Here is a 21139-nt window from a genome sequence, read left to right on the forward strand (position 1 = left end):
GCAGATTTACAGGCAGAATCCGCCTGTTAAAAACCGCTGAAATTGCTCATCATTACAGGGTGTCATTTAAGTGTTCACGTCGCGTCAACGTTCTGGCGCAAAGACAAAGGTGAAAAGTATTTATGGTAAATTTCCGCCAGCCCAAGGATATTGCACAAGTGCTGCTATCGGCGCTGTTTTTAGCCGTCATGATTGTGGCCTGTCTTTGGATTGTTCAGCCCTTTATCCTCGGTTTTGCATGGGCGGGGACGGTGGTCATTGCGACCTGGCCGATCCTGCTACGCTTACAAAAATTGCTCTGGGGCCGTCGCTCGCTGGCCGTGCTGGTGATGACCCTGCTGCTGGTGCTGTTGTTCATCATTCCTATCGCGCTACTGGTCAATAGCATTGTTGATGGCAGCGGGCCATTGATCCATGCCGTAACCGCAGGCGATATGACCCTGCCGGATCTGGCGTGGCTGAACAGTATTCCGTTGGTCGGCGCAAAATTGTATGCCGCGTGGCACAGTCTGCTGGATATGGGCGGCGCGGCCATCATGGCCAAGGTTCGTCCTTATATCGGCACAACGACGACCTGGTTTGTTGGCCAGGCTGCACATCTTGGCCGCTTTATGATGCACTGTGGTCTGATGCTGCTGTTCAGCGCCCTGCTGTACTGGCGCGGTGAACAGGTGGCGTTAGGTATTCGCCACTTCGCTTGTCGCCTGGCATCCAAACGTGGCGATGCCGCCATTCTGCTGGCAGCACAAGCCATTCGCGCCGTCGCATTAGGCGTTGTGGTCACCGCGCTGGTGCAGGCAGTGCTCGGTGGCATTGGTCTGGCGGTAACCGGCGTGCCGTACGCCACGCTGCTGGCGGTATTGATGATCCTGTCTTGTCTGGTGCAACTGGGACCATTGCCGGTGCTGGTCCCGGCCATTATCTGGCTGTACTGGACGGGCGATTCAACCTGGGGCACGGTGCTGCTGGTGTGGAGCGGCGTGGTCGGAACGCTGGATAACGTTATTCGCCCGATGCTGATTCGCATGGGGGCCGATTTGCCACTGATCCTGATTCTCTCAGGGGTCATCGGCGGACTGATTGCCTTCGGCATGATTGGTCTGTTTATCGGCCCGGTGGTACTGGCCGTGTCCTGGCGTCTGTTCTCCGCCTGGGTAAACGAAGCCCCTGCGCCAGGTAGCGATCCCGACGAAATCCTCGAAGAAATTGCTGAAATCGAACGCAATAAGTAATCCCACGTCAGGCGGCACCGCCGCCTGATTGTTTAACAATACTAATCAATTCCGCCCGCTTACTGAATAAGACCCAACGTTATCCTTCTTTAAATACTCATTTGCTTCGCAAATTATTTACAGTTTTTAAACTATTGAGATGAATCTGATCGACGTAAAAAATCAGTATGCCTACTATTAGCCCATGGCTTTAGATCAACACATTGATTTATAAGCATGGAAATCCCCTGAGTGAAACAACGAATTGCTGTGTGTAGTCTTTGCCCATCTCCCACGATGGGCTTTTTTTTGTCCTTCGCGCGCCTCGCCACCAACCTTACCGCACCACAGCTCCGCTCTTCCCCGTTGATAAACAAATAATATTGCACAAGATACTGTGACTCTCTTCAAGCCGAAATATCCACAGCAATGTTATTACTATTCCACCGTCTTTTATGAGGTGATCAAATAATGAACGCATTAGAACTCCAGGCTATCCGCCATATTTTTGCTATGACGGTAGAAGAAAGCGCTATGTATATCTCGCGGGATCACAATGTTGCCGCCTGGCAACAATGGGAGAATGGCGAAAGGGAAATCCCGGAAGACATCACGCGCATTTGTGCAGAAATGAAAGCCAGACGAAAGTTAAGAATTAACGCCATTATCGAAAAAATAAATAACCGTATCGGTAATAACACCATGCGTTTCTTTCCCGATCTGAACTCTTTTCAGGCGGTTTATCAGCACGATGATTTTCTCGACTGGAAAATCTATCAATCGGCCGCTGTTGAACTGTATGCCCACGACCTTGAGCGTTTGTGTTAAGAGACCGCAGCGCCACACTCATTTAGCCTCTTCGCTGAGTAACATATTATGAAAAACACCTATTTCTCCACTGCGATAGGGCTGTACTTTAATTACCTGGTACACGGCATGGGGGTCATTCTGATGAGCCTCAATATGTCTTCACTGGAACAACAGTGGCACACCGATGCCGCAGGCGTCTCAATTGTTATTTCCTCACTCGGCATTGGCCGTTTAAGCGTGTTATTGGTGGCGGGCATGCTTTCCGATCGCTATGGCCGCAGACCGTTTATTATTTTCGGCATGGCCTGCTACCTGCTGTTCTTTGTAGGCATCATCAATACTCACAGCATTTATATTGCCTATGCTTTTGGATTTTTAGCCGGAATGGCAAACAGTTTTCTTGACGCCGGAACTTACCCCAGCCTGATGGAGGCGTTTCCCCGCTCTCCCGGCACGGCTAATATCTTAATTAAAGCGTTTGTTTCCATCGGTCAGTTTCTGCTGCCGATGATTATCAGTCTGCTGGTGTGGGCAGAACTTTGGTTTGGCTGGTCCTTCCTTGTGGCGGCCGCGGTGATGCTAATCAATGGCGTATTTTTGTTTCGCTGTCGATTCCCGGCCCATCCTGGGCATCAAGCCCCCCTCAAGGCATTACCCGTTGAACAGAAAAGCATACAATCTGAACATCGTTGTTCTCTTCTTGATCTCACCAGTTACACTCTGTACGGCTACATCGCCATGGCGACATTTTATCTGATAAGCCAGTGGTTGGCACAGTACGGACAGTTTGTCGCTGGGATGTCCTACACCTTATCGATCAAGCTGTTAAGCATTTACACCTGCGGTTCTCTACTGTGTGTGTTGATCACCGCGCCACTGGCACGAAAGACGGGGCGCGCAACCTCTCTGTTAATGCTGTACACCTTTATCTCATTTATCGCATTGCTGATGGTCTGCCTGCATCCGTCGATCTACATGGTGATCGTCTTCGCGTTTGTCATCGGTTTCTCTTCAGCCGGAGGCGTTGTACAAATCGGTTTAACGCTGATGGCCGCACGCTTTCCCGATGCGAAGGGCAAAGCCACCGGGATTTACTACAGTGCGGGCAGCATTGCGACCTTCACCATCCCACTGATAACGGCAAGACTCTCGCAGACCAGCATTGCTCACATCATGTGGTTTGATACCGGCATAGCCGCGGTAGGCTTCCTGTTAGCATTGTTTATTGGCTATCGCAGCCGTATCACGACAAAGCAGCAACTAAACATGGCGACGGTCGTAAAATAACGCGGATGCAATATTGTTCTCCCCCGTTGCAAAATAATTGGTCGCGGTTTTAAAACTTCAGCAAAATGTTGGTTGAAAGAATTAAGTTTCACAGTTGAGCATGCAACATACCTGGTAACTTAAACGCCATGCTATGTAGGCACAATATCAGCACCCCGGTATATTAATCACAAGGTCGCCGCAATTTAAACAATATCGACGAGCACAGAACAATTTTAAAATCCGCAAGGAGTTGTGAACATGTCTCAAAATAAGACCTTTAATACGCCATTTCTTTTGGCGATAATCTGTATTTATTTAAGTTATTTTTTACATGGCATTAGCGTCATTACACTGGCGCAAAATATGAGCTCTCTCGCAGAAAAATTTTCCACCGACAATGCTGGGATAGCCTATTTAATTTCCGGCATTGGTCTTGGTCGCCTGGTGAGTATTTTATTCTTTGGCGTGCTCTCAGATAAATTTGGTAGACGGGCTATCATTCTGTTAGGGGCAATTCTGTACATGCTGTTTTTCTTCGGCATTCCCGCCAGCCCGAATCTGATGATTGCCTTTATTCTCGCTGTTTGTGTCGGCGTCGCTAACTCGGCCCTGGATACAGGGGGCTATCCGGCATTGATGGAATGCTTCCCTAAGGCATCTGGATCAGCTGTTATCCTGGTTAAAGCGATGGTCTCATTCGGGCAGATGATCTACCCCATCGTCGTCAGCACCATGCTGCTCAACCATATCTGGTACGGCTATGCGGTCATTATCCCGGGGGTACTGTTCGTCGTCATAACGTTGATGCTGCTCAAAAGCCGTTTCCCCAGCCAGATGGTGGATGCGGGCATTGCAAAAGAGCTACCGCAGATGAACAGTAAACCGCTGGTCTGGCTGGAAGGCGTAGCCTCCGTTATGTTTGGGGTGGCCGCATTTTCGACCTTTTACGTCATCGTAGTCTGGATGCCGAAATACGCGATGGCATTTGCCGGCATGGCAGAAGCCGACGCGCTGAAAACCATCTCTTACTACAGTATGGGATCGCTGGTCTGCGTGTTTATTTTTGCTGCACTGCTCAAGAAAATGGTTCGACCCATTTGGGCGAATGTATTTAACGCCGGGCTGGCAACCCTCACCGCAGCGGTTATCTATTTATATCCATCCCCATTGGTGTGTAACGCCGGTTCATTTCTTATCGGGTTTTCTGCCGCAGGCGGTATTTTACAGCTCGGCGTTTCGGTGATGTCAGAGTTTTTCCCCAGGAGCAAAGCCAAGGTCACCAGTATTTATATGATGATGGGGGGCGTAGCCAACTTTATTATCCCATTAATCACCGGATACCTTTCTAACATAGGCCTGCAGTACATCATTTTGCTGGACCTCGCATTTGCTTTGCTGGCCTTCATCACCGCCATTATCGTCTTTATTCGTTACTACCGCGTATTTGATATTCCCAAAAATGATGTGCGGTTGGGCGAACGTTATTTTCAATAAATTGCTTAGAAGGAGTATCAAATGGACGTAACTGCAAAATATGAACTGATTGGTCTGATGGCCTACCCTATCAGACACAGCCTGTCGCCTGAAATGCAAAATAAGGCATTAGAAAAAGCGGGATTACCTTTTACCTACATGGCATTTGAAGTCGATAACTCCACGTTTGCTAATGCGATTGCCGGGCTGAAGGCCTTAAAAATGCGCGGTACCGGAGTCTCAATGCCCAACAAGCAACTGGCATGTGAATATGTTGATGAATTAACGCCTGCAGCCAAACTGGTCGGCGCGATTAATACTATCGTCAATGATGATGGTTACCTGCGCGGCTACAATACTGATGGCACGGGGCATATTCGCGCCATCAAGGAAAGCGGTTTCGATATCAGGGGTAAAACCATGGTACTGTTGGGCGCAGGCGGCGCGTCAACGGCCATTGGCGCCCAGGCGGCGATTGAAGGCATCAAAGAAATCAAACTCTTTAACCGTCAAGATGAGTTCTTTGCCAAAGCGCAGGAATTCGCCAAACGTGTTAATGAAAATACCGACTGCGTGGTCACCGTTATCGATCTCGACGATCGACAGGCTTTTGCGGACGCACTGGCCAGCGCGGATATTCTGACTAACGGTACGAAAGTGGGAATGAAGCCGCTGGAGAACGAATCTCTGGTAACCGACGTTTCCCTGCTACGCCCGGATCTGCTGGTGACTGAATGCGTCTACAACCCGCATATGACCAAATTATTGCAACAGGCACAACTTGCCGGTTGCAAAACGATTGATGGTTACGGCATGTTGTTATGGCAAGGGGCTGAACAGTTTAAACTCTGGACCGGGAAAGATTTCCCTCTTGAGTATGTGAAACAGGTTATGGGTTTTGCAGCCTGATGGGCAAGCATTTGTAAAATATTTAAAGGGTAATCGATGAAAACCGTAACCGTAAAAAACCTCGTCATTGGCGAGGGTGCGCCGAAGATCATTGTCTCACTGATGGGTAAAGACATCGCAACGGTAAAAAGCGAAGCGCTGGCCTATCGCGAGGCGGATTTCGACATTCTGGAATGGCGCGTTGACCATTTCACCGAGGTGTCCTCCGTTGATTCCGTACTGGAAGCTGCACGCGCCATCCGCGAGGTGATGGCTGACAAACCGCTGCTGTTCACCTTCCGTAGTGCCAAAGAAGGTGGTGAACAGGCGCTGGCTGTCGAAAACTATATTGCGCTAAACCGTGCGGCGGTAGATAGCGGTCTGGTCGATATGATTGACCTGGAGCTTTTCACCGGTGACGAACTGATTAAAGCCACCGTCGAATATGCACATGCAAAAAATGTCGCCGTCATTATGTCGAATCATGATTTCCATAAGACGCCAGCGGCACAAGAGATTGTCCTGCGCCTGCGTAAAATGCAGGAGCTTGGCGCTGATATCCCGAAAATCGCCCTGATGCCGCAAAACAAAACGGATGTATTGACCCTGCTTGGCGCAACTCTGGAAATGCAGGAACGCTATGCCGATCGCCCGATCATTACTATGTCGATGGCTAAAACAGGGGTGATTTCACGTCTGTCCGGTGAGGTTTTCGGTTCAGCTGCAACCTTTGGCGCGGTGAAAAAAGCCTCTGCCCCTGGGCAAATTTCGGTCACCGACCTACGTACTGTTTTGACCATATTGCATCAGGCGTAATAGTACCGTTTATCCATATTAATATCAGTAATGCCCTGCCCCAGATATTCGCTTAATCACGAATATCGGGCAGATGGCCGGACATTATTAAATAACTCACATTATTATTGTCGAATATAGCGACAGGTAGTCGCACGCATATAATCTGGAGTTCATATGAAATTATCAAGACCAAAACGCATTGATGGTCGGGTCCCCGCATTATCCGCAGCGGATGCCATTAATTATATTCCTGATGAGGCAACGCTCTGTGTATTAGGCGCAGGTGGCGGTATTCTCGAAGCAACAACATTAATTAATGCGCTGGCTGAAAAATATAAAAACGCACACTCACCCCGAAACTTATCATTGATTAGCCCAACGGGATTAGGTGACCGTGCTGACCGTGGAATTAGCCCGTTAGCACAGGAAGGTTTAGTCAAATGGGCATTATGCGGCCACTGGGGACAATCACCACGAATTTCTGACCTCGCTGAGCAGAATAAAATTGCCGCCTATAACTATCCTCAGGGCGTATTAACCCAGACCCTGCGTGCCTCGGCAGCCCACCAGCCGGGTATTCTGAGTGAGATCGGTATCGGAACATTTGTCGATCCCCGCCAACAGGGCGGAAAGCTGAATGAAGTGACCACCGAAGATCTGATCAAGCTGGTGGAAATTGATAACAAAGAGTACCTCTACTACAAAGCCATTGCGCCAAACATCGCCTTTATTCGCGCCACCACCTGCGACAGCGAAGGTTACGCCACGTTTGAAGATGAAGTTATGTATCTCGACGCGCTGGTGATTGCTCAGGCCGTTCACAACAACGGCGGCATCGTCATGATGCAGGTGCAAAAAATGGTGAAGAAAGCCACACTGCACCCAAAAGCCGTGCGTATTCCGGGCTATCTGGTCGATATTGTGGTCATCGATCCCGATCAAACTCAATTGTACGGCGGTGCGCCGGTTAACCGCTTTATCTCGGGCGATTTTGTCCTTGATGACAGCCAGCAGACTGCCCTGCCGCTCAATCAGCGTAAACTGGTGGCCCGACGCGCCCTGTTCGAAATGCGTAAAGGCGCGGTCGGCAACGTTGGCGTGGGTATCGCCGATGGTATTGGTCTCGTTGCACGCGAAGAAGGCTGCGCTGACGACTTTATTCTGACGGTCGAGACCGGTCCGATTGGCGGAATTACCTCCCAGGGCATCGCTTTTGGCGCCAACGTCAACACCCGCGCGATTCTGGATATGACCTCCCAGTTTGACTTCTACCACGGCGGTGGGCTGGATGTATGCTATTTAAGCTTCGCCGAAGTGGATCGCCACGGCAATGTCGGCGTACATAAATTCAATGGCAAAATTATGGGAACTGGCGGTTTTATCGATATTAGCGCCACCTCGAAGAAAATAATATTTTGCGGCACCTTAACTGCCGGAAGCCTGAAAACGGAAGTTGCCAATGGCAAATTAAATATCGTGCAGGAAGGCCGGGTGAAAAAATTCGTCAACGAATTACCAGAAGTCACTTTCAGCGGAAAAATTGCACTCGAGCGCGGACTGGATGTCCGTTACATCACCGAGCGCGCTGTATTTACGTTAAAAGAAGATGGCCTTCATTTAGTCGAAATTGCGCCAGGTGTCTCTTTACAGGAAGACATTCTGGACAAAATGGATTTCCCTCCTGTTATTTCTCCGGAACTGAAACTGATGGACGAAAGATTATTTATCGATGCTTCGATGGGTTTTATATTGCCCGATGCCGCCAATTAAAAGGAGTACCCTGATGGATTTTTCATTAACTGAAGAACAAGAACTGCTGCTTGCCAGCATTCGCGAACTGATTACCAGCAATTTCCCGGAGGAATATTTCCGTACCTGCGATCAGACGGCTACCTATCCGAAAGAGTTTATGCGCGCCCTTGCGGACAACGGAATTTCAATGCTGGGCGTTCCGGAAGAATTCGGCGGTATCCCGGCAGATTACGTCACGCAGATGCTGGCACTGATGGAAGTTTCCAAATGCGGCGCACCCGCTTTTTTAATCACGAACGGTCAGTGCATTCACAGTATGCGTCGTTTTGGCTCCGCCGAACAGTTACGTAAAACGGCAGAAAGCACCATGGAAACGGGCGATCCGGCTTATGCGCTGGCATTAACCGAACCGGGAGCAGGTTCAGACAATAACAGCGCCACCACCAGTTACACCCGCAAAAACGGCAAGGTATATCTCAACGGACAAAAAACCTTTATCACCGGCGCTAAAGAGTATCCTTATATGCTGGTACTGGCTCGCGATCCGGAGCCGAAAGATCCGAAGAAAGCCTTTACGCTGTGGTGGGTGGATTCGAAGAAACCCGGCATTAAGGTTAATCCGCTGCATAAAATCGGCTGGCACATGCTCAGCACCTGCGAAGTTTATCTTGATGATGTTGAAGTAGACGAAAGCGATATGGTCGGCGAAGAAGGCATGGGCTTCCTCAACGTCATGTACAACTTTGAGATGGAACGGTTGATCAACGCCGCGCGTAGTACCGGTTTCGCCGAGTGCGCCTTCGAAGATGCCGCCCGCTATGCTAACCAGCGCATCGCATTTGGTAAACCGATTGGCCATAACCAGATGATCCAGGAAAAACTGGCGCTGATGGCGATTAAAATTGAAAACATGCGCAATATGGTGTTGAAAGTCGCCTGGCAGGCCGATCAGGAACAGTCGCTGCGGACCAGCGCGGCGTTGGCAAAACTGTATTGCGCCCGCACGGCAATGGAAGTGATTGATGACGCCATTCAGATCATGGGCGGGCTGGGTTACACCGATGAAGCGCGCGTTTCCCGATTCTGGCGCGATGTTCGCTGCGAGCGCATTGGCGGCGGCACCGACGAAATTATGATTTACGTCGCCGGACGCCAAATCCTGAAAGATTACCAGAATAAGTAAGCGGTAATTCGTGCCGGATAGCGCACAAGCGTTTTCCGGCACGAGCAAGGGTTAATCAGACCTCTGGCATCAAACATTCCTGCTCAACCAGATTATTTTTAAACTGCTTGCGATAATCACTGGGGGTACAACCCACATGCCGCTGAAAGAGTTTGGCAAAGTGATCGACATTTTCATACCCTACCCGCCAGGAGATTTCCGCTAACGAAGCTTCCGTATTCGTCAGGGCAAATTTCGCCTCGGTCATTCGTCGCTGAATCACATAATTGATCGGCGAAATTCGATACTCCTTAGTAAATTCATGGCAGATATAACTCACGCTGGCCCGGAATTTTTTGGATAACTGATCGAGAGTAATTTTTTCTCGGAAGTTATTATTTAAATAAACCAGCACATCTTTAATTAAGACATCTTTTTTAATATAACCTTGCTCAGAACGATAGGCATTTTTAAAGTTTTCGTAAAATAAAACGGTTAGAGCATAAGCAAAAGCGTCGTAGGCTGAAGATGTCAGGTTATTTTTGCTCTGGGGGAGCATAACTCCCAACTCATTAAAGATACTCTTAATAACCTCCTTCCCCTGAGTAACGCTAATCACCGGACACGAGTGCATCTGCAATAGCTGATTATCCTGCCAGCCGTTGAAACGAAAACCGTAGAGCGCGCAGGTGTAAGTCGTTGCAGGTGCGCTACTATCCGAAGCAACCGCATGAAGTCGCCCTTGCTCTATCACCACGATATCCCCGGCATGCGCGACATACAGCGACGAATCGATAATTAATCTTGCGACCCCTTTTTTGACATAAATAAGCTCTGTTTCATTATCGTGAACGTGATGACCCGACTCCCAGTTAGGGTCATCACTGATGACGAATCGCGAGAATCTCGGGGTTTTCCCCTGTTCAAAAAGGGTCTCCACGGCATTATCAAAACAGCGTTGATACATGACAACCTCCACCTAAAGGCAGCAATTTTGGGATTATTAATATCAGAAAATAAAAATGATAATGACGTTATACAACGTTATTCCTTCCCGGCGAAACAAAATTATTTGCGCCGTCTGCAAGATGACACCTTTTGCTTTGGTACATTGCTGCCATTGATTATTTGCGTTTTATAATAATCAAAAAGAATAAATGTTATTAAGTCTGCATTAATAATTTACATATAAGAAACAAATTCAGCGCAGAGGCGATTAAAAACATGATGCATTTCGCAATTATTTTCACTGTCTTTGTGTTCCCGTTTTTTCCTCTGGGACGCACCGTCTGATTATTGCTGATAAACCAGGCATTCCCGGGACGTTTTTTTTGCAAGATTGTTGGCAATGAAAACAGATTTCCCCGTCGAAAACAGCCCTCCCTCTGTCGCACACTATTTTCAGTCAATTTTCCCTACTGTCGATAATGACGCACCACGTCATCATCCACACGAGAATCACTGGAGATGCCATGAAAATAATAACCTGCTTTAAGTTGGTGCCTGAAGAACAGGACATTGTTGTTACCCCACAGCGCTCGCTTAACTTTGACCGGGCCGATGCCAAAATCAGCCAGTTTGACTTAAATGCGATAGAGGCCGCAGCGCAACTTAGCGCGGAGGGTGATGAAATCGTCGCCTTAACGGTGGGCGGGTCGCTACTACAAAACTCCAAAGTGCGTAAAGACGTGCTGTCCCGCGGGCCGGACAGTTTGTATATGGTGCAGGATCCACAACTGGAGCATTCATTACCCCGGGATACCGCTCAGGCGCTGGCCTGTGCGGCCAACAATATGGATTTCGACCTGATGCTGTTCGGTGAAGGATCGGGGGATATCTACGCGCAGCAGGTCGGCTTACTGGTTGGCGAACTATTACAGCTCCCGGTGATTAATGCCGTCAGCAGCATCCAACGTAACGGCGATCGCCTTGTGGTTGAGCGCACGCTTGAAGATGAAGTCGAAGTAATTGATCTGCCGCTCCCCGCCGTACTGTGCGTGACGTCGGATATCAACACACCGCGTATTCCCTCGATGAAGGCGATTCTGGGCGCGGGTAAAAAACCGGTCACCCCGTGGCAAGCCAGCGATATTGGTTGGATACCTGCATCACCGTTAGCGGAACTGGTGAGCCTTACCGTGCCGCCGCAAACCGAACGTCAGCACATCATTCTGGAAAATGACTCAGCAGAAGCCATTGCCGAACTGGCTGAACACCTGAAAAAAGCCCTGAACTAAGCCCAACGGAGAGAAATCATCATGAGTAAATTAGCCAACGTCTGGGTGTTCAGCGATAACGTAGAACGCTATGCAGAATTAATGGCCGGCGCTCGCCTGTGGGGTGAGCAGGTTCACCTTATCGTACAAGGCAGCGACCAGGCCAATCAGTTGCAAGCCCTGGGCGCCGATAAGATAGTCGTGCTCGACGCAACCTCCGGTTTACAGCGTGTTGAAAATTACGCTGAGACCATCGCCGCCCTGATGCAGGAACACGCCGGGCTGCTGCTGATGTCCGCGACTAAACGAGCCAAATCCCTTGGCGCACGCTTAAGCATTCAGCTCAACGCAGCGATGGTGAACGACGCCACATCGGTAACGCTGGATGCAGGCATTTTGTTCGCCGAACACCGGATGTATGGTGGTCTGGCATTTGGCAAAGAAAAAATCAAAAGTACGCTGGCGATTATCACGCTTGCCCCAGGCCAGCTTGAACCGGTCGCGGAAAACGCCTCGCACAACTGCCCGGTTGTCTCAGCAACGTACATCGCGCCGCACCATGAAGTGATGTGCCTGGAGCGTCGCGCCAAATCCGTGAGCAGCGTGGATCTCAGCAAAGCTAAGCGCGTGGTGGGTGTGGGTCGCGGTCTGGTGGCGCAAAACGATCTGGAAATGGTGCGCCAACTGGCATCGGTGCTGGGTGCTGAAGTGGGTTGTTCACGACCGATTGCCGAAGGCGAAAACTGGATGGAACGCGAACGCTACATTGGCGTTTCTGGCGTGTTATTGAAATCAGACCTGTATCTCACACTGGGCATCTCAGGACAAATTCAGCATATGGTCGGCGGTAACGGCGCGAAAGTCATTGTCGCCATCAACAAAGATAAAAAAGCCCCTATTTTCAATTACGCCGATTACGGTCTGGTGGGCGACATCTACAAAGTGGTTCCGGCCCTTATCGACCATCTCAGCCGCTAATCCCCTTAACGCACATCTCCCGCTGCCCTTGCGGCGGGAAAGGAGCATAAAGCATGTCAGATGAAAAATTTGATGCCATTGTGGTCGGTGCTGGTGTAGCGGGTACAATGGCAGGCTACGTTATGGCCCGGGCCGGACTGGACGTACTGGTCATTGAGCGCGGCAACAGTGCGGGCAGTAAAAATATGACCGGCGGGAGACTCTACGCGCACAGCCTTGAGCGCATCATGCCCGGATTCGCGCAGGAAGCGCCTCTCGAACGTAAAGTCACCCGCGAAAAAATCTCCTTCCTGACCGAAGAGAGCGCCGTTACCCTCGACTTCCATCGTGAAAAAGACAACGCGCCAGCGCAGGACTCTTACACCGTTTTGCGCAACCGGCTTGACCCATGGCTAATGGAAAAAGCGGAACAGGCTGGCGTGCAGTTCATCCCCGGCGTGCGCGTCGACGCGCTAATTCGCGAAGGCAATAAGGTCACCGGTGTGCAAGCCGGGGACGATATCCTTGAAGCCAATATTGTCATCCTTGCCGATGGCGTTAATTCTATGCTGGGACGGTCGCTGGGGATGGTTCCCCCCTCTTCTGCACAGCACTATGCCGTTGGCGTAAAAGAGCTGATCGGCTTACCGTCGGCGGTGATTGCGGATCGGTTCAATCTGTCAGGCAACGAAGGTGCAGCCTGGCTGTTCGCAGGCTCACCGTCTAATGGACTGATGGGAGGCGGATTTCTGTATACCAACCAGGATTCCATCTCTCTGGGCCTGGTGTGTGGTCTGGGGGATATTGCCCATGCCACGAAAAGCATTCCGCAAATGCTGGAAGACTTTAAGCGACACCCGACTATTCGTCCGCTGATTGCCGGCGGTGAACTGCTGGAATATTCCGCACATATGGTACCGGAAGGCGGTCTGGCAATGGTTCCGAAACTGGTTGATGACGGGGTAATGATCGTCGGCGATGCCGCTGGTTTCTGTCTGAATCTGGGTTATACCGTGCGCGGCATGGATTTGGCGATAGCTTCCGCAGAAGCCGCCGCCCAAACAGCCATTGCAGCAAAAGAGCGCCAGGATTACTCGGCCAGTAGCCTGATGGATTACAAACGTGCCCTCGAACAGGGCTGTGTGATGCGTGATTTGCAGCATTTTCGCAAGATCCCAGCGCTGATGGAAAACCCGCGCCTGTTTACCCAATATCCCCGCATGGTGGCCGATATCATGAACGATATGTTTACCGTCGACGGAAGCCCAAATCAGCCCGTTCGCAAGATGATCATGTCCCATGCCAGGCAGATTGGGCTGATGAACTTACTGAAAGACGGCATCAAGGGGGCCACCGCACTATGAATCAGGACACTAACGTTAACGTCGACGTCAAACTGGGCGTCAATAAATTTAATGTTGATGAAGGCCACCCACACATCATTCTGGCTGAACATCCCGACCTTAATGAATTTCGCAAGTTGCTGAAAGCCTGCCCCGCCGGACTGTATAAACAGGATGAGAGTGGAAATATTCATTTTGATTCCGCAGGCTGCCTGGAGTGCGGCACCTGCCGGGTGCTGTGCGGTGACACGATCCTCACACAATGGGAATACCCGCTCGGAACATTTGGCGTTGATTTCCGCTACGGCTAATGGATTTTGCATGTTGTACGCCGGATTGGCCCCGCCTGGCCATCCGGTCAGATGTATGCCGAAATAATCCTGGGAATAACTTCATGAGTATCACACTTACGTTTAACGCCGAACGTCGCCAGGCCTGGCGACAACTGGGTTTATGGGGAGATGCTTCGCTTGGCGATTACTGGCACCAAACCGCCAGAGCCATGCCGGATAAAATCGCCGTGGTTGATAATCATGGCGCTTCATATACCTACTCTGCACTCGACGATGCTGCCAGCAGTCTGGCAACCTGGTTTGTAGCCTGCGGGATCCAACCCGGCGATCGCATTGCCTTTCAGTTGCCTGGCTGGTGCGAGTTCACCATTATCTATCTGGCCTGCCTGAAAACCGGAGCCGTTTCCGTACCACTGCTGCCTGCCTGGCGCGAAGCGGAACTGGTGTGGGTACTGAACAAATGCAAAGCGAAGATTTTTTTCGCACCGACGTTGTTTAAACAGACCCGACCGGTTGATCTGATCCTCCCCTTGCAAAACCAGTTGCCGCATCTGCAACAGATTGTCGCCGTAGATAAACTGGCACCGGCCACCGCTTCGCTGGCGTTCAGCCAACTGCTTCAGGCTCCGCCATTAACCCAGGTTATTAACGTTCACGCCGATGAACTGGCTGCCGTGCTGTTTACCTCCGGGACCGAGGGAATGCCGAAAGGCGTAATGTTAACCCACAACAATATCCTTGCCAGCGAACGCGCCTACTGTGCCCGACTCAATCTCACCTGGCAGGATGTGTTTTTGATGCCCGCCCCACTGGGACACGCTACCGGTTTTTTGCATGGCGTTACCGCGCCGTTTTTAATCGGCGCACGCAGCGTATTGTTGGATATATTCACCCCAACCGCCTGTCTTGAACTGCTCGAGCAACAACGCTGTACCTGCGTGCTCGGTGCAACCCCCTTCGTCTACGACATGTTGTGTAGTCTGGAAAAACGGCCCTGTGATCTCACATCACTACGTTTTTTCTTATGCGGTGGCACCACTATTCCGCAAAAGATTGCCCGTGACTGCCAACAGCGCGGCATTAAATTGTTAAGCATCTATGGTTCGACGGAGAGCTCGCCGCATGCGCTGGTCAATCTCGACGATTCACTTTCACGCATGATGAACACCGATGGATATGCCGCCGCAGGCGTTGAAATTAAAGTCGTCGATGAAGAGCGCAATACGTTGCCTGCAGGGATCGAAGGTGAAGAGGCCTCGCGTGGTCCCAATGTTTTTATGGGCTACCTCGATGAGCCTGAACTAACCGCCCGCGCGCTGGATAAAGATGGCTGGTATTACAGTGGCGACTTATGCCGCATGGACGAAGCGGGATACATCAAAATTACCGGGCGTAAAAAAGATATTATTGTGCGCGGTGGGGAAAACATCAGCAGCCGCGAAGTGGAGGATATTTTATTGCAGCATCCGCGCATTCATGATGCCTGCGTTGTCGCGATGCCAGACGATCGGTTAGGTGAACGGTCGTGCGCTTATGTGGTACTGAAACCGCCGCATCATTCGCTGTCGCTGGAATCAGTGGTGGCCTTTTTTAGCCGCAAACGGGTGGCAAAGTATAAATATCCGGAACACATCGTCATTGTCGAAACGTTACCGCGCACGGCGTCAGGCAAGGTACAAAAATACCAGCTGCGTCAGGATATCATTCAGCGTTTAAGCGTGGAGAGTGTGGAAAGCGTTGAAGGGTAAAGTACCGGATGGCGATGCTAACACCTCTAATCCGGCCTACGTTGCATACTAACCGTAGGCCGGATAAGGCATTTACACCACCATCCGGCATGATGTTACTTCTTCAGTTCAGCCAGGCTCAGCCAGGTCTGCACGACGGTGTCCGGGTTCAGCGACAGACTGTCGATCCCCTCTTCCATCAGCCAGGCAGCGAAGTCTTCGTGATCGGATGGACCCTGACCGCAAATACCCACGTATTTGCCCTGTTTCTTGGCTGCACGAATCGCCATCGACAGCAACGCTTTCACCGCGTCGTTACGCTCGTCAAACAGTTCAGAAACCACACCAGAGTCACGGTCCAGTCCCAGCGCCAGCTGCGTCATGTCGTTTGAACCGATGGAGAAACCGTCAAAGTACTCAAGGAACTGTTCGGCCAGCAAGGCGTTGGACGGGATCTCGCACATCATGATGATCTTCAGTCCGTTCTCACCGCGTTTCAGCCCCTGACGCGCCAGCTCTTCCACTACCGCTTTCGCCTGGGCAACGGTACGTACAAACGGTACCATCACTTCTACGTTAGTCAGGCCCATATCGTTACGGACACGTTTCACTGCGTCACATTCCAGCGCGAAACAGTCGCGGAAGCTATCAGCAATGTAACGGCCCGCCCCGCGGAAGCCCAGCATCGGGTTCTCTTCATGCGGCTCATAACGCTCACCGCCGACGAGGTTGGCATATTCGTTGGACTTAAAGTCTGACATACGCACGATAACGCGTTTTGGATAGAACGCTGCACCCAGCGTAGCGATCCCTTCCGTCAGACGACCAACGTAGAATTCACGCGGGGAATCAAAACCTTTCATCATGCCGCGGATTTCGTTTTGCAGCTCAGGCGTCTGGTCATCGAACTCCAGCAACGCACGCGGGTGTACACCAATCATGCGGTTGATGATAAATTCCAGACGCGCCAGGCCGACACCTTCGTTTGGCAGACAGGCGAAGTCGAAAGCCCGGTCCGGGTTACCCACGTTCATCATCACCTTCAACGGCAGATCCGGCATGGTCTCCACGCTGGAACTCTTCACGCTGAAGTCGAGCATCTCAGCGTAAACATAACCGGTATCACCCTCGGCACAGGAGACAGTGACTTTCTCACCGTCCTTCATACGCTCGGTGGCATCACCACAGCCAACCACGGCCGGGATCCCCAGTTCACGGGCAATGATCGCCGCGTGACAGGTACGACCGCCACGGTTGGTGACAATCGCCGCCGCTTTCTTCATGATCGGTTCCCAGTCCGGGTCGGTCATGTCGGTAACCAGGACGTCGCCAGGTTCGATACGGTTCATTTCGCTGATGTCCTGAATGACTTTGACCGGACCCGCGCCAATGCGGTGACCGATAGCACGACCTTCAGCAATAATTTTACCCTGAGCATGCAGCGTATAACGCTCCATCACCTGGCCGCGCGAGCGCACGGTTTCCGGACGCGCCTGCACAATGAACAGCTTGCCGGTATGACCGTCTTTCGCCCATTCGATGTCCATCGGACGACCGTAGTGCTTCTCGATCTGTACCGCCTGCTTCGCCAGCTCCTGCACTTCTTCGTTGGTCAGGGAGAAAATGTCGCGCTGCTCCTGCGGTACATCTTCAATCGTCACCTGCTTGCCGTGTTCCTGGGTTGGCGCGTAGACCATACGGATTTTTTTCGAACCCATTGTGCGACGGACGATCGCCGGACGGTTTGCCGCCAGAGTCGGTTTGTGCACGTAGAATTCATCCGGGTTAACGGCACCCTGCACGACCATCTCGCCCAGGCCCCATGCGGAAGTGATGAACACCACCTGATCGAAACCGGATTCGGTATCGATGGAGAACATTACGCCGGAAGACGCGAGGTCTGAGCGCACCATCCGCTGAACGCCAGCAGAGAGCGCTACGCCACGATGGTCATAACCCTGGTGAACGCGATAAGAGATTGCTCGGTCGTTAAACAGCGAGGCGAAGACGTGTTTGATAGCAACCAGTACGGCATCAAATCCCTGGACGTTGAGGAAGGTTTCCTGCTGACCGGCAAATGACGCATCTGGCATATCTTCTGCGGTGGCGGAAGAGCGCACGGCAAAAGAGGCATGGGCATCGTCTGCTGACAGCTGCGCGTAGGCATCGCGGACGGCATTTTCCAGCTCCGGCTGGAAAGGAGTGTCGATAATCCACTGGCGGATCTGTGCGCCGGCTTTCGCAAGCTCGGTGACATCGTCAATATCCGTTTTATCCAGCAGCTCATAAATGCGCTGGTTTACACCGCTCTGGTCCAGAAACTGGTTAAACGCATCGGCGGTCGTTGCAAAACCATTCGGTACGGAAACACCCATACCGGAAAGGTTAGTAATCATTTCACCCAGGGAGGCATTTTTGCCCCCAACTCTGTCTACATCATTCATGCCGAGTTGGTTATACCAAAGCACCAGCGGTGACGAGCCATTGTTGGACATCGAACAATCCTTATATATGAACGAGGTTAGGAAACTCAATTTTGCGTAATTATCTTTGCATATTTACTTCAGCGAAAAAAACGGTGAATCGTTCAAGCAACTTTATTTTTTATTTTTTCAGATTGTTTCCGCATTTGCGCAAACCCGCGAGCCACAGGGGATCACCACAAAAACTACCGGTATAAACATTTGTTCCGAAAAATGAAATGTACTTTTCAGTAAATATAAAAATACCGTTTCATTTTACAAAATAGATGCAGCAATATTCGCTTCTGGCGAATTTTAATTTATGCTTTCAGAGAATTATGTCAGCCCCAGGATGAGCAAAATGGATAATGCTGTTGATCGTCACGTATTTTATATTTCTGATGGTACGGCCATCACCGCCGAGGTATTGGGCCACGCGGTAATGTCGCAATTTCCGGTTACGATCAGCAGCATTACGCTGCCGTTTGTAGAAAATGAGAGTCGTGCGCGAGCGGTTAAAGACCAGATTGACGCGATCTATCAACAAACTGGCGTGCGCCCTCTGGTGTTTTACTCTATCGTTTTGCCGGAAATTCGCTCGATCATTTTGCAAAGCGAAGGATTTTGTCAGGATATCGTGCAGGCGTTGGTTGCCCCACTGCAACAAGAGATGAAGCTCGACCCTACGCCGATCGCCCATCGTACCCACGGCCTGAACCCCGGCAACCTTAACAAGTACGACGCGCGCATTGCCGCCATTGATTATACCCTCGCTCATGACGACGGTATTTCGTTGCGCAACCTCGATCAGGCGCAGGTGATCCTGCTTGGCGTTTCCCGTTGCGGTAAAACCCCGACCAGTTTGTATCTGGCCATGCAGTTTGGCATTCGCGCGGCCAACTACCCCTTTATTGCCGATGATATGGATAATCTGGTGCTGCCAGCATCCCTGAAGCCGTTACAGCATAAATTGTTCGGCCTAACCATTGACCCTGAGCGCCTGGCGGCCATCCGCGAAGAGCGCCGGGAAAACAGCCGTTACGCCTCGATGCGCCAGTGCCGGATGGAGGTTGCTGAGGTGGAAGCGCTATACCGGAAAAACCAGATCCCATGGCTGAACAGTACCAATTATTCGGTAGAAGAGATTGCTACCAAGATCCTCGACATCATGGGGCTGAATCGCCGCATGTACTAGAATGCTAGTGCATTGGTTCGATTTTTTGTTATTATGCTCGCCACCAGGCAGGATGAGTATGATATTGTGATATACATCACTTCCCGGTAGTCCTGCCGTTGAAGCAACAAATTTCTGAGACAAGTAATGAACAGAACCGATGAACTCCGTACTGCGCGTATTGACAACCTGGTCACTCCAGCAGAGCTTGCGCAACGGCATCCTGTTTCGTCCTCCGTCGCCCGTCATGTTACGGACTCCCGACGCCGGATAGAAAAAATATTAAATGGTGAAGACGCTCGTTTACTGGTGATCGTAGGTCCCTGCTCGATTCACGATCTTGATGCCGCCATGGAATACGCGACGCGTTTACAGGCGCTGCGCGAAAAACATCAGGCGCGTCTGGAAATCGTGATGCGCACTTATTTTGAAAAACCGCGCACCGTAGTGGGCTGGAAAGGCTTAATTTCCGACCCAGATTTAAACGGCAGCTACCGCGTGAACCACGGCATTGAGCTGGCGCGTAAACTGCTGTTGCAGGTCAATGAACTGGGCGTACCCACGGCAACAGAATTCCTCGACATGGTGACCGGTCAGTTTATTGCCGATTTAATCAGTTGGGGAGCCATTGGCGCACGCACCACTGAAAGCCAGATCCACCGTGAAATGGCCTCTGCGCTTTCCTGCCCGGTCGGCTTTAAAAACGGTACGGATGGCAATACGCGTATTGCCGTCGATGCGATTCGCGCCTCCCGTGCCAGCCATATGTTCCTCTCTCCGGATAAAACCGGCCAGATGACCATTTATCAGACCAGCGGTAATCCTTACGGGCATATCATCATGCGCGGCGGTAAAAAGCCGAATTATTATGCTGAAGATATTGCCGCCGCCTGCGATACCCTGCACGAATTTTCCCTGCCTGAACATCTGGTGGTCGATTTTAGCCATGGCAATTGCCAGAAGCAGCATCGTCGTCAGTTGGACGTTTGTGATGATGTGTGCCAGCAAATTCGCAATGGTTCGACGGCGATTGCCGGGATTATGGCGGAGAGTTTCCTGCGTGAAGGTACGCAAAAAATCGTTAGCGGCCAGCCGCTGGTTTACGGCCAGTCCATTACCGACCCGTGCCTGAACTGGGAAGATACTGAACTGCTGGTTGAAAAACTCGCCTCTGCGGTTGATAGCCGTTTTTAATGCTGTTCGCCGGGTAACATCACGTTGCCCGGTGCTAATCCTTTGTTCCCCCCCCTTATTGTACAAAATCTATTCTCGTCACAATTATTTCACAAAAAGGCTTGCCGCAATTTTGCAGTTTGATGATAATGATTATCATTGTTAAATTGATTGTTATTTTTAAACACTATTCACGTATGGATAACACAACAACGCCCGCAAAAGAAAAAACACCGCCTGCCGTCGCGCCAAACGAGCGCCGAATTGACAGTAAAAGTCTGCTGGGCAAAGAGGGGCGCGTGATCATAGAACACGATGGTCAGCTCTATCTGCTGCGCCAGACACAAGCCGGAAAACTCATTCTGACCAAATAAACACCACTTTTCGCCAGCCACCCAGGTAGTACCCAGGCAGCCAGCGCTTTTCGATTT

Annotated in this window: 18 protein-coding genes and 1 other RNA gene; 17 read left to right on the plus strand and 2 right to left on the minus strand. The window is 50.9% G+C overall.

Annotation, left to right across the window (positions count from 1 at the left end; translation table 11 throughout):
* Positions 1-122 precede the first annotated feature (122 nt).
* The 9 genes from ydiK to HV229_RS13690 all read left to right on the plus strand — a co-directional run bounded on the left by ydiK (position 123) and on the right by HV229_RS13690 (position 9384).
* A complete protein-coding gene (gene ydiK / locus HV229_RS13650; protein WP_016156362.1) occupies positions 123-1232 on the plus strand; it encodes an AI-2E family transporter YdiK in 1110 nt (369 codons plus the stop codon).
* A 184-nt stretch (positions 1233-1416) separates the two neighbouring features.
* An RNA gene (gene rprA / locus HV229_RS13655) (antisense sRNA RprA) lies at positions 1417-1524 on the plus strand.
* 158 nt (positions 1525-1682) lie between these two features.
* A complete protein-coding gene (locus HV229_RS13660; RefSeq protein ID WP_019076677.1) occupies positions 1683-2039 on the plus strand; it encodes a YdiL family protein in 357 nt (118 codons plus the stop codon).
* Positions 2040-2087: 48 nt separating this feature from the next.
* On the plus strand, positions 2088-3308 hold the full coding sequence (locus tag HV229_RS13665) for an MFS transporter (RefSeq protein WP_049281889.1): 1221 nt from the start codon (positions 2088-2090) through the stop codon (positions 3306-3308).
* Between the two features lie 240 nt (positions 3309-3548).
* Positions 3549-4784: an MFS transporter gene (locus HV229_RS13670; protein WP_047417810.1), complete on the plus strand. Its 1236-nt coding sequence runs from the start codon at positions 3549-3551 to the stop codon at positions 4782-4784.
* A 21-nt stretch (positions 4785-4805) separates the two neighbouring features.
* Complete coding sequence (gene ydiB, locus HV229_RS13675) at positions 4806-5672, plus strand: quinate/shikimate dehydrogenase (protein ID WP_016156358.1); 867 nt, start codon at positions 4806-4808, stop codon at positions 5670-5672.
* A 36-nt stretch (positions 5673-5708) separates the two neighbouring features.
* Positions 5709-6467, plus strand: a complete 759-nt coding sequence (gene aroD, locus HV229_RS13680) for a type I 3-dehydroquinate dehydratase (RefSeq protein WP_181545664.1) — start codon at positions 5709-5711, stop codon at positions 6465-6467.
* 156 nt (positions 6468-6623) lie between these two features.
* Complete coding sequence (locus HV229_RS13685; RefSeq protein ID WP_181545665.1) at positions 6624-8219, plus strand: acyl CoA:acetate/3-ketoacid CoA transferase; 1596 nt, start codon at positions 6624-6626, stop codon at positions 8217-8219.
* Between the two features lie 13 nt (positions 8220-8232).
* The gene (locus HV229_RS13690) at positions 8233-9384 is read left to right on the plus strand and encodes an acyl-CoA dehydrogenase (RefSeq protein WP_003836610.1); all 1152 of its coding nucleotides are present in this window, start codon (positions 8233-8235) and stop codon (positions 9382-9384) included.
* Positions 9385-9439: 55 nt separating this feature from the next.
* On the opposite strand, the gene HV229_RS13695 is transcribed toward HV229_RS13690, so the two are convergent.
* Positions 9440-10330, minus strand: coding sequence for an AraC family transcriptional regulator (locus tag HV229_RS13695; protein WP_016152891.1), 891 nt, complete (start codon positions 10328-10330; stop codon positions 9440-9442).
* Between the two features lie 505 nt (positions 10331-10835).
* On the opposite strand from HV229_RS13695, the gene HV229_RS13700 reads away from it, so the two are divergent.
* The 5 genes from HV229_RS13700 (at position 10836) to fadK (ending at position 15920) form a co-directional block, all read left to right on the plus strand.
* Positions 10836-11600 (plus strand): electron transfer flavoprotein, encoded by a 765-nt coding sequence (locus HV229_RS13700; protein ID WP_047500317.1) that lies wholly within the window; start codon positions 10836-10838, stop codon positions 11598-11600.
* Between the two features lie 21 nt (positions 11601-11621).
* Complete coding sequence (locus tag HV229_RS13705) at positions 11622-12557, plus strand: electron transfer flavoprotein subunit alpha (protein WP_016152889.1); 936 nt, start codon at positions 11622-11624, stop codon at positions 12555-12557.
* Positions 12558-12610: 53 nt separating this feature from the next.
* Positions 12611-13900 (plus strand): FAD-dependent oxidoreductase, encoded by a 1290-nt coding sequence (locus tag HV229_RS13710; protein ID WP_046275857.1) that lies wholly within the window; start codon positions 12611-12613, stop codon positions 13898-13900.
* The gene (locus HV229_RS13715; RefSeq protein ID WP_016152887.1) at positions 13897-14190 is read left to right on the plus strand and encodes a ferredoxin; all 294 of its coding nucleotides are present in this window, start codon (positions 13897-13899) and stop codon (positions 14188-14190) included. The genes HV229_RS13710 and HV229_RS13715 overlap by 4 nt, the downstream gene beginning before the upstream one ends.
* 83 nt (positions 14191-14273) lie before the next feature.
* On the plus strand, positions 14274-15920 hold the full coding sequence (gene fadK, locus HV229_RS13720) for a medium-chain fatty-acid--CoA ligase (RefSeq protein ID WP_181545666.1): 1647 nt from the start codon (positions 14274-14276) through the stop codon (positions 15918-15920).
* Between the two features lie 95 nt (positions 15921-16015).
* Here the strand turns inward: fadK and ppsA are convergent, their stop codons facing one another.
* On the minus strand, positions 16016-18394 hold the full coding sequence (ppsA, locus tag HV229_RS13725; protein WP_019076667.1) for a phosphoenolpyruvate synthase: 2379 nt from the start codon (positions 18392-18394) through the stop codon (positions 16016-16018).
* A gap of 328 nt (positions 18395-18722) precedes the next feature.
* Between ppsA and ppsR the strand changes: the two genes are divergently transcribed.
* From ppsR to hemP, 3 genes are all read left to right on the plus strand, one after another.
* Positions 18723-19556 (plus strand): posphoenolpyruvate synthetase regulatory kinase/phosphorylase PpsR, encoded by an 834-nt coding sequence (gene ppsR / locus HV229_RS13730; RefSeq protein WP_016152884.1) that lies wholly within the window; start codon positions 18723-18725, stop codon positions 19554-19556.
* 126 nt (positions 19557-19682) lie between these two features.
* Entirely contained in the window at positions 19683-20729 is a 1047-nt protein-coding gene (aroH, locus tag HV229_RS13735; protein ID WP_016152883.1) for a 3-deoxy-7-phosphoheptulonate synthase AroH, read from the plus strand.
* A 122-nt stretch (positions 20730-20851) separates the two neighbouring features.
* Positions 20852-21082: a hemin uptake protein HemP gene (hemP, locus tag HV229_RS13740; protein ID WP_072034386.1), complete on the plus strand. Its 231-nt coding sequence runs from the start codon at positions 20852-20854 to the stop codon at positions 21080-21082.
* The last annotated feature ends 57 nt before the right edge of the window (positions 21083-21139 follow it).

The organism is Citrobacter sp. RHBSTW-00524 (assembly GCF_013747755.1).
Classification (GTDB): Bacteria; Pseudomonadota; Gammaproteobacteria; order Enterobacterales; family Enterobacteriaceae; genus Citrobacter; species Citrobacter braakii.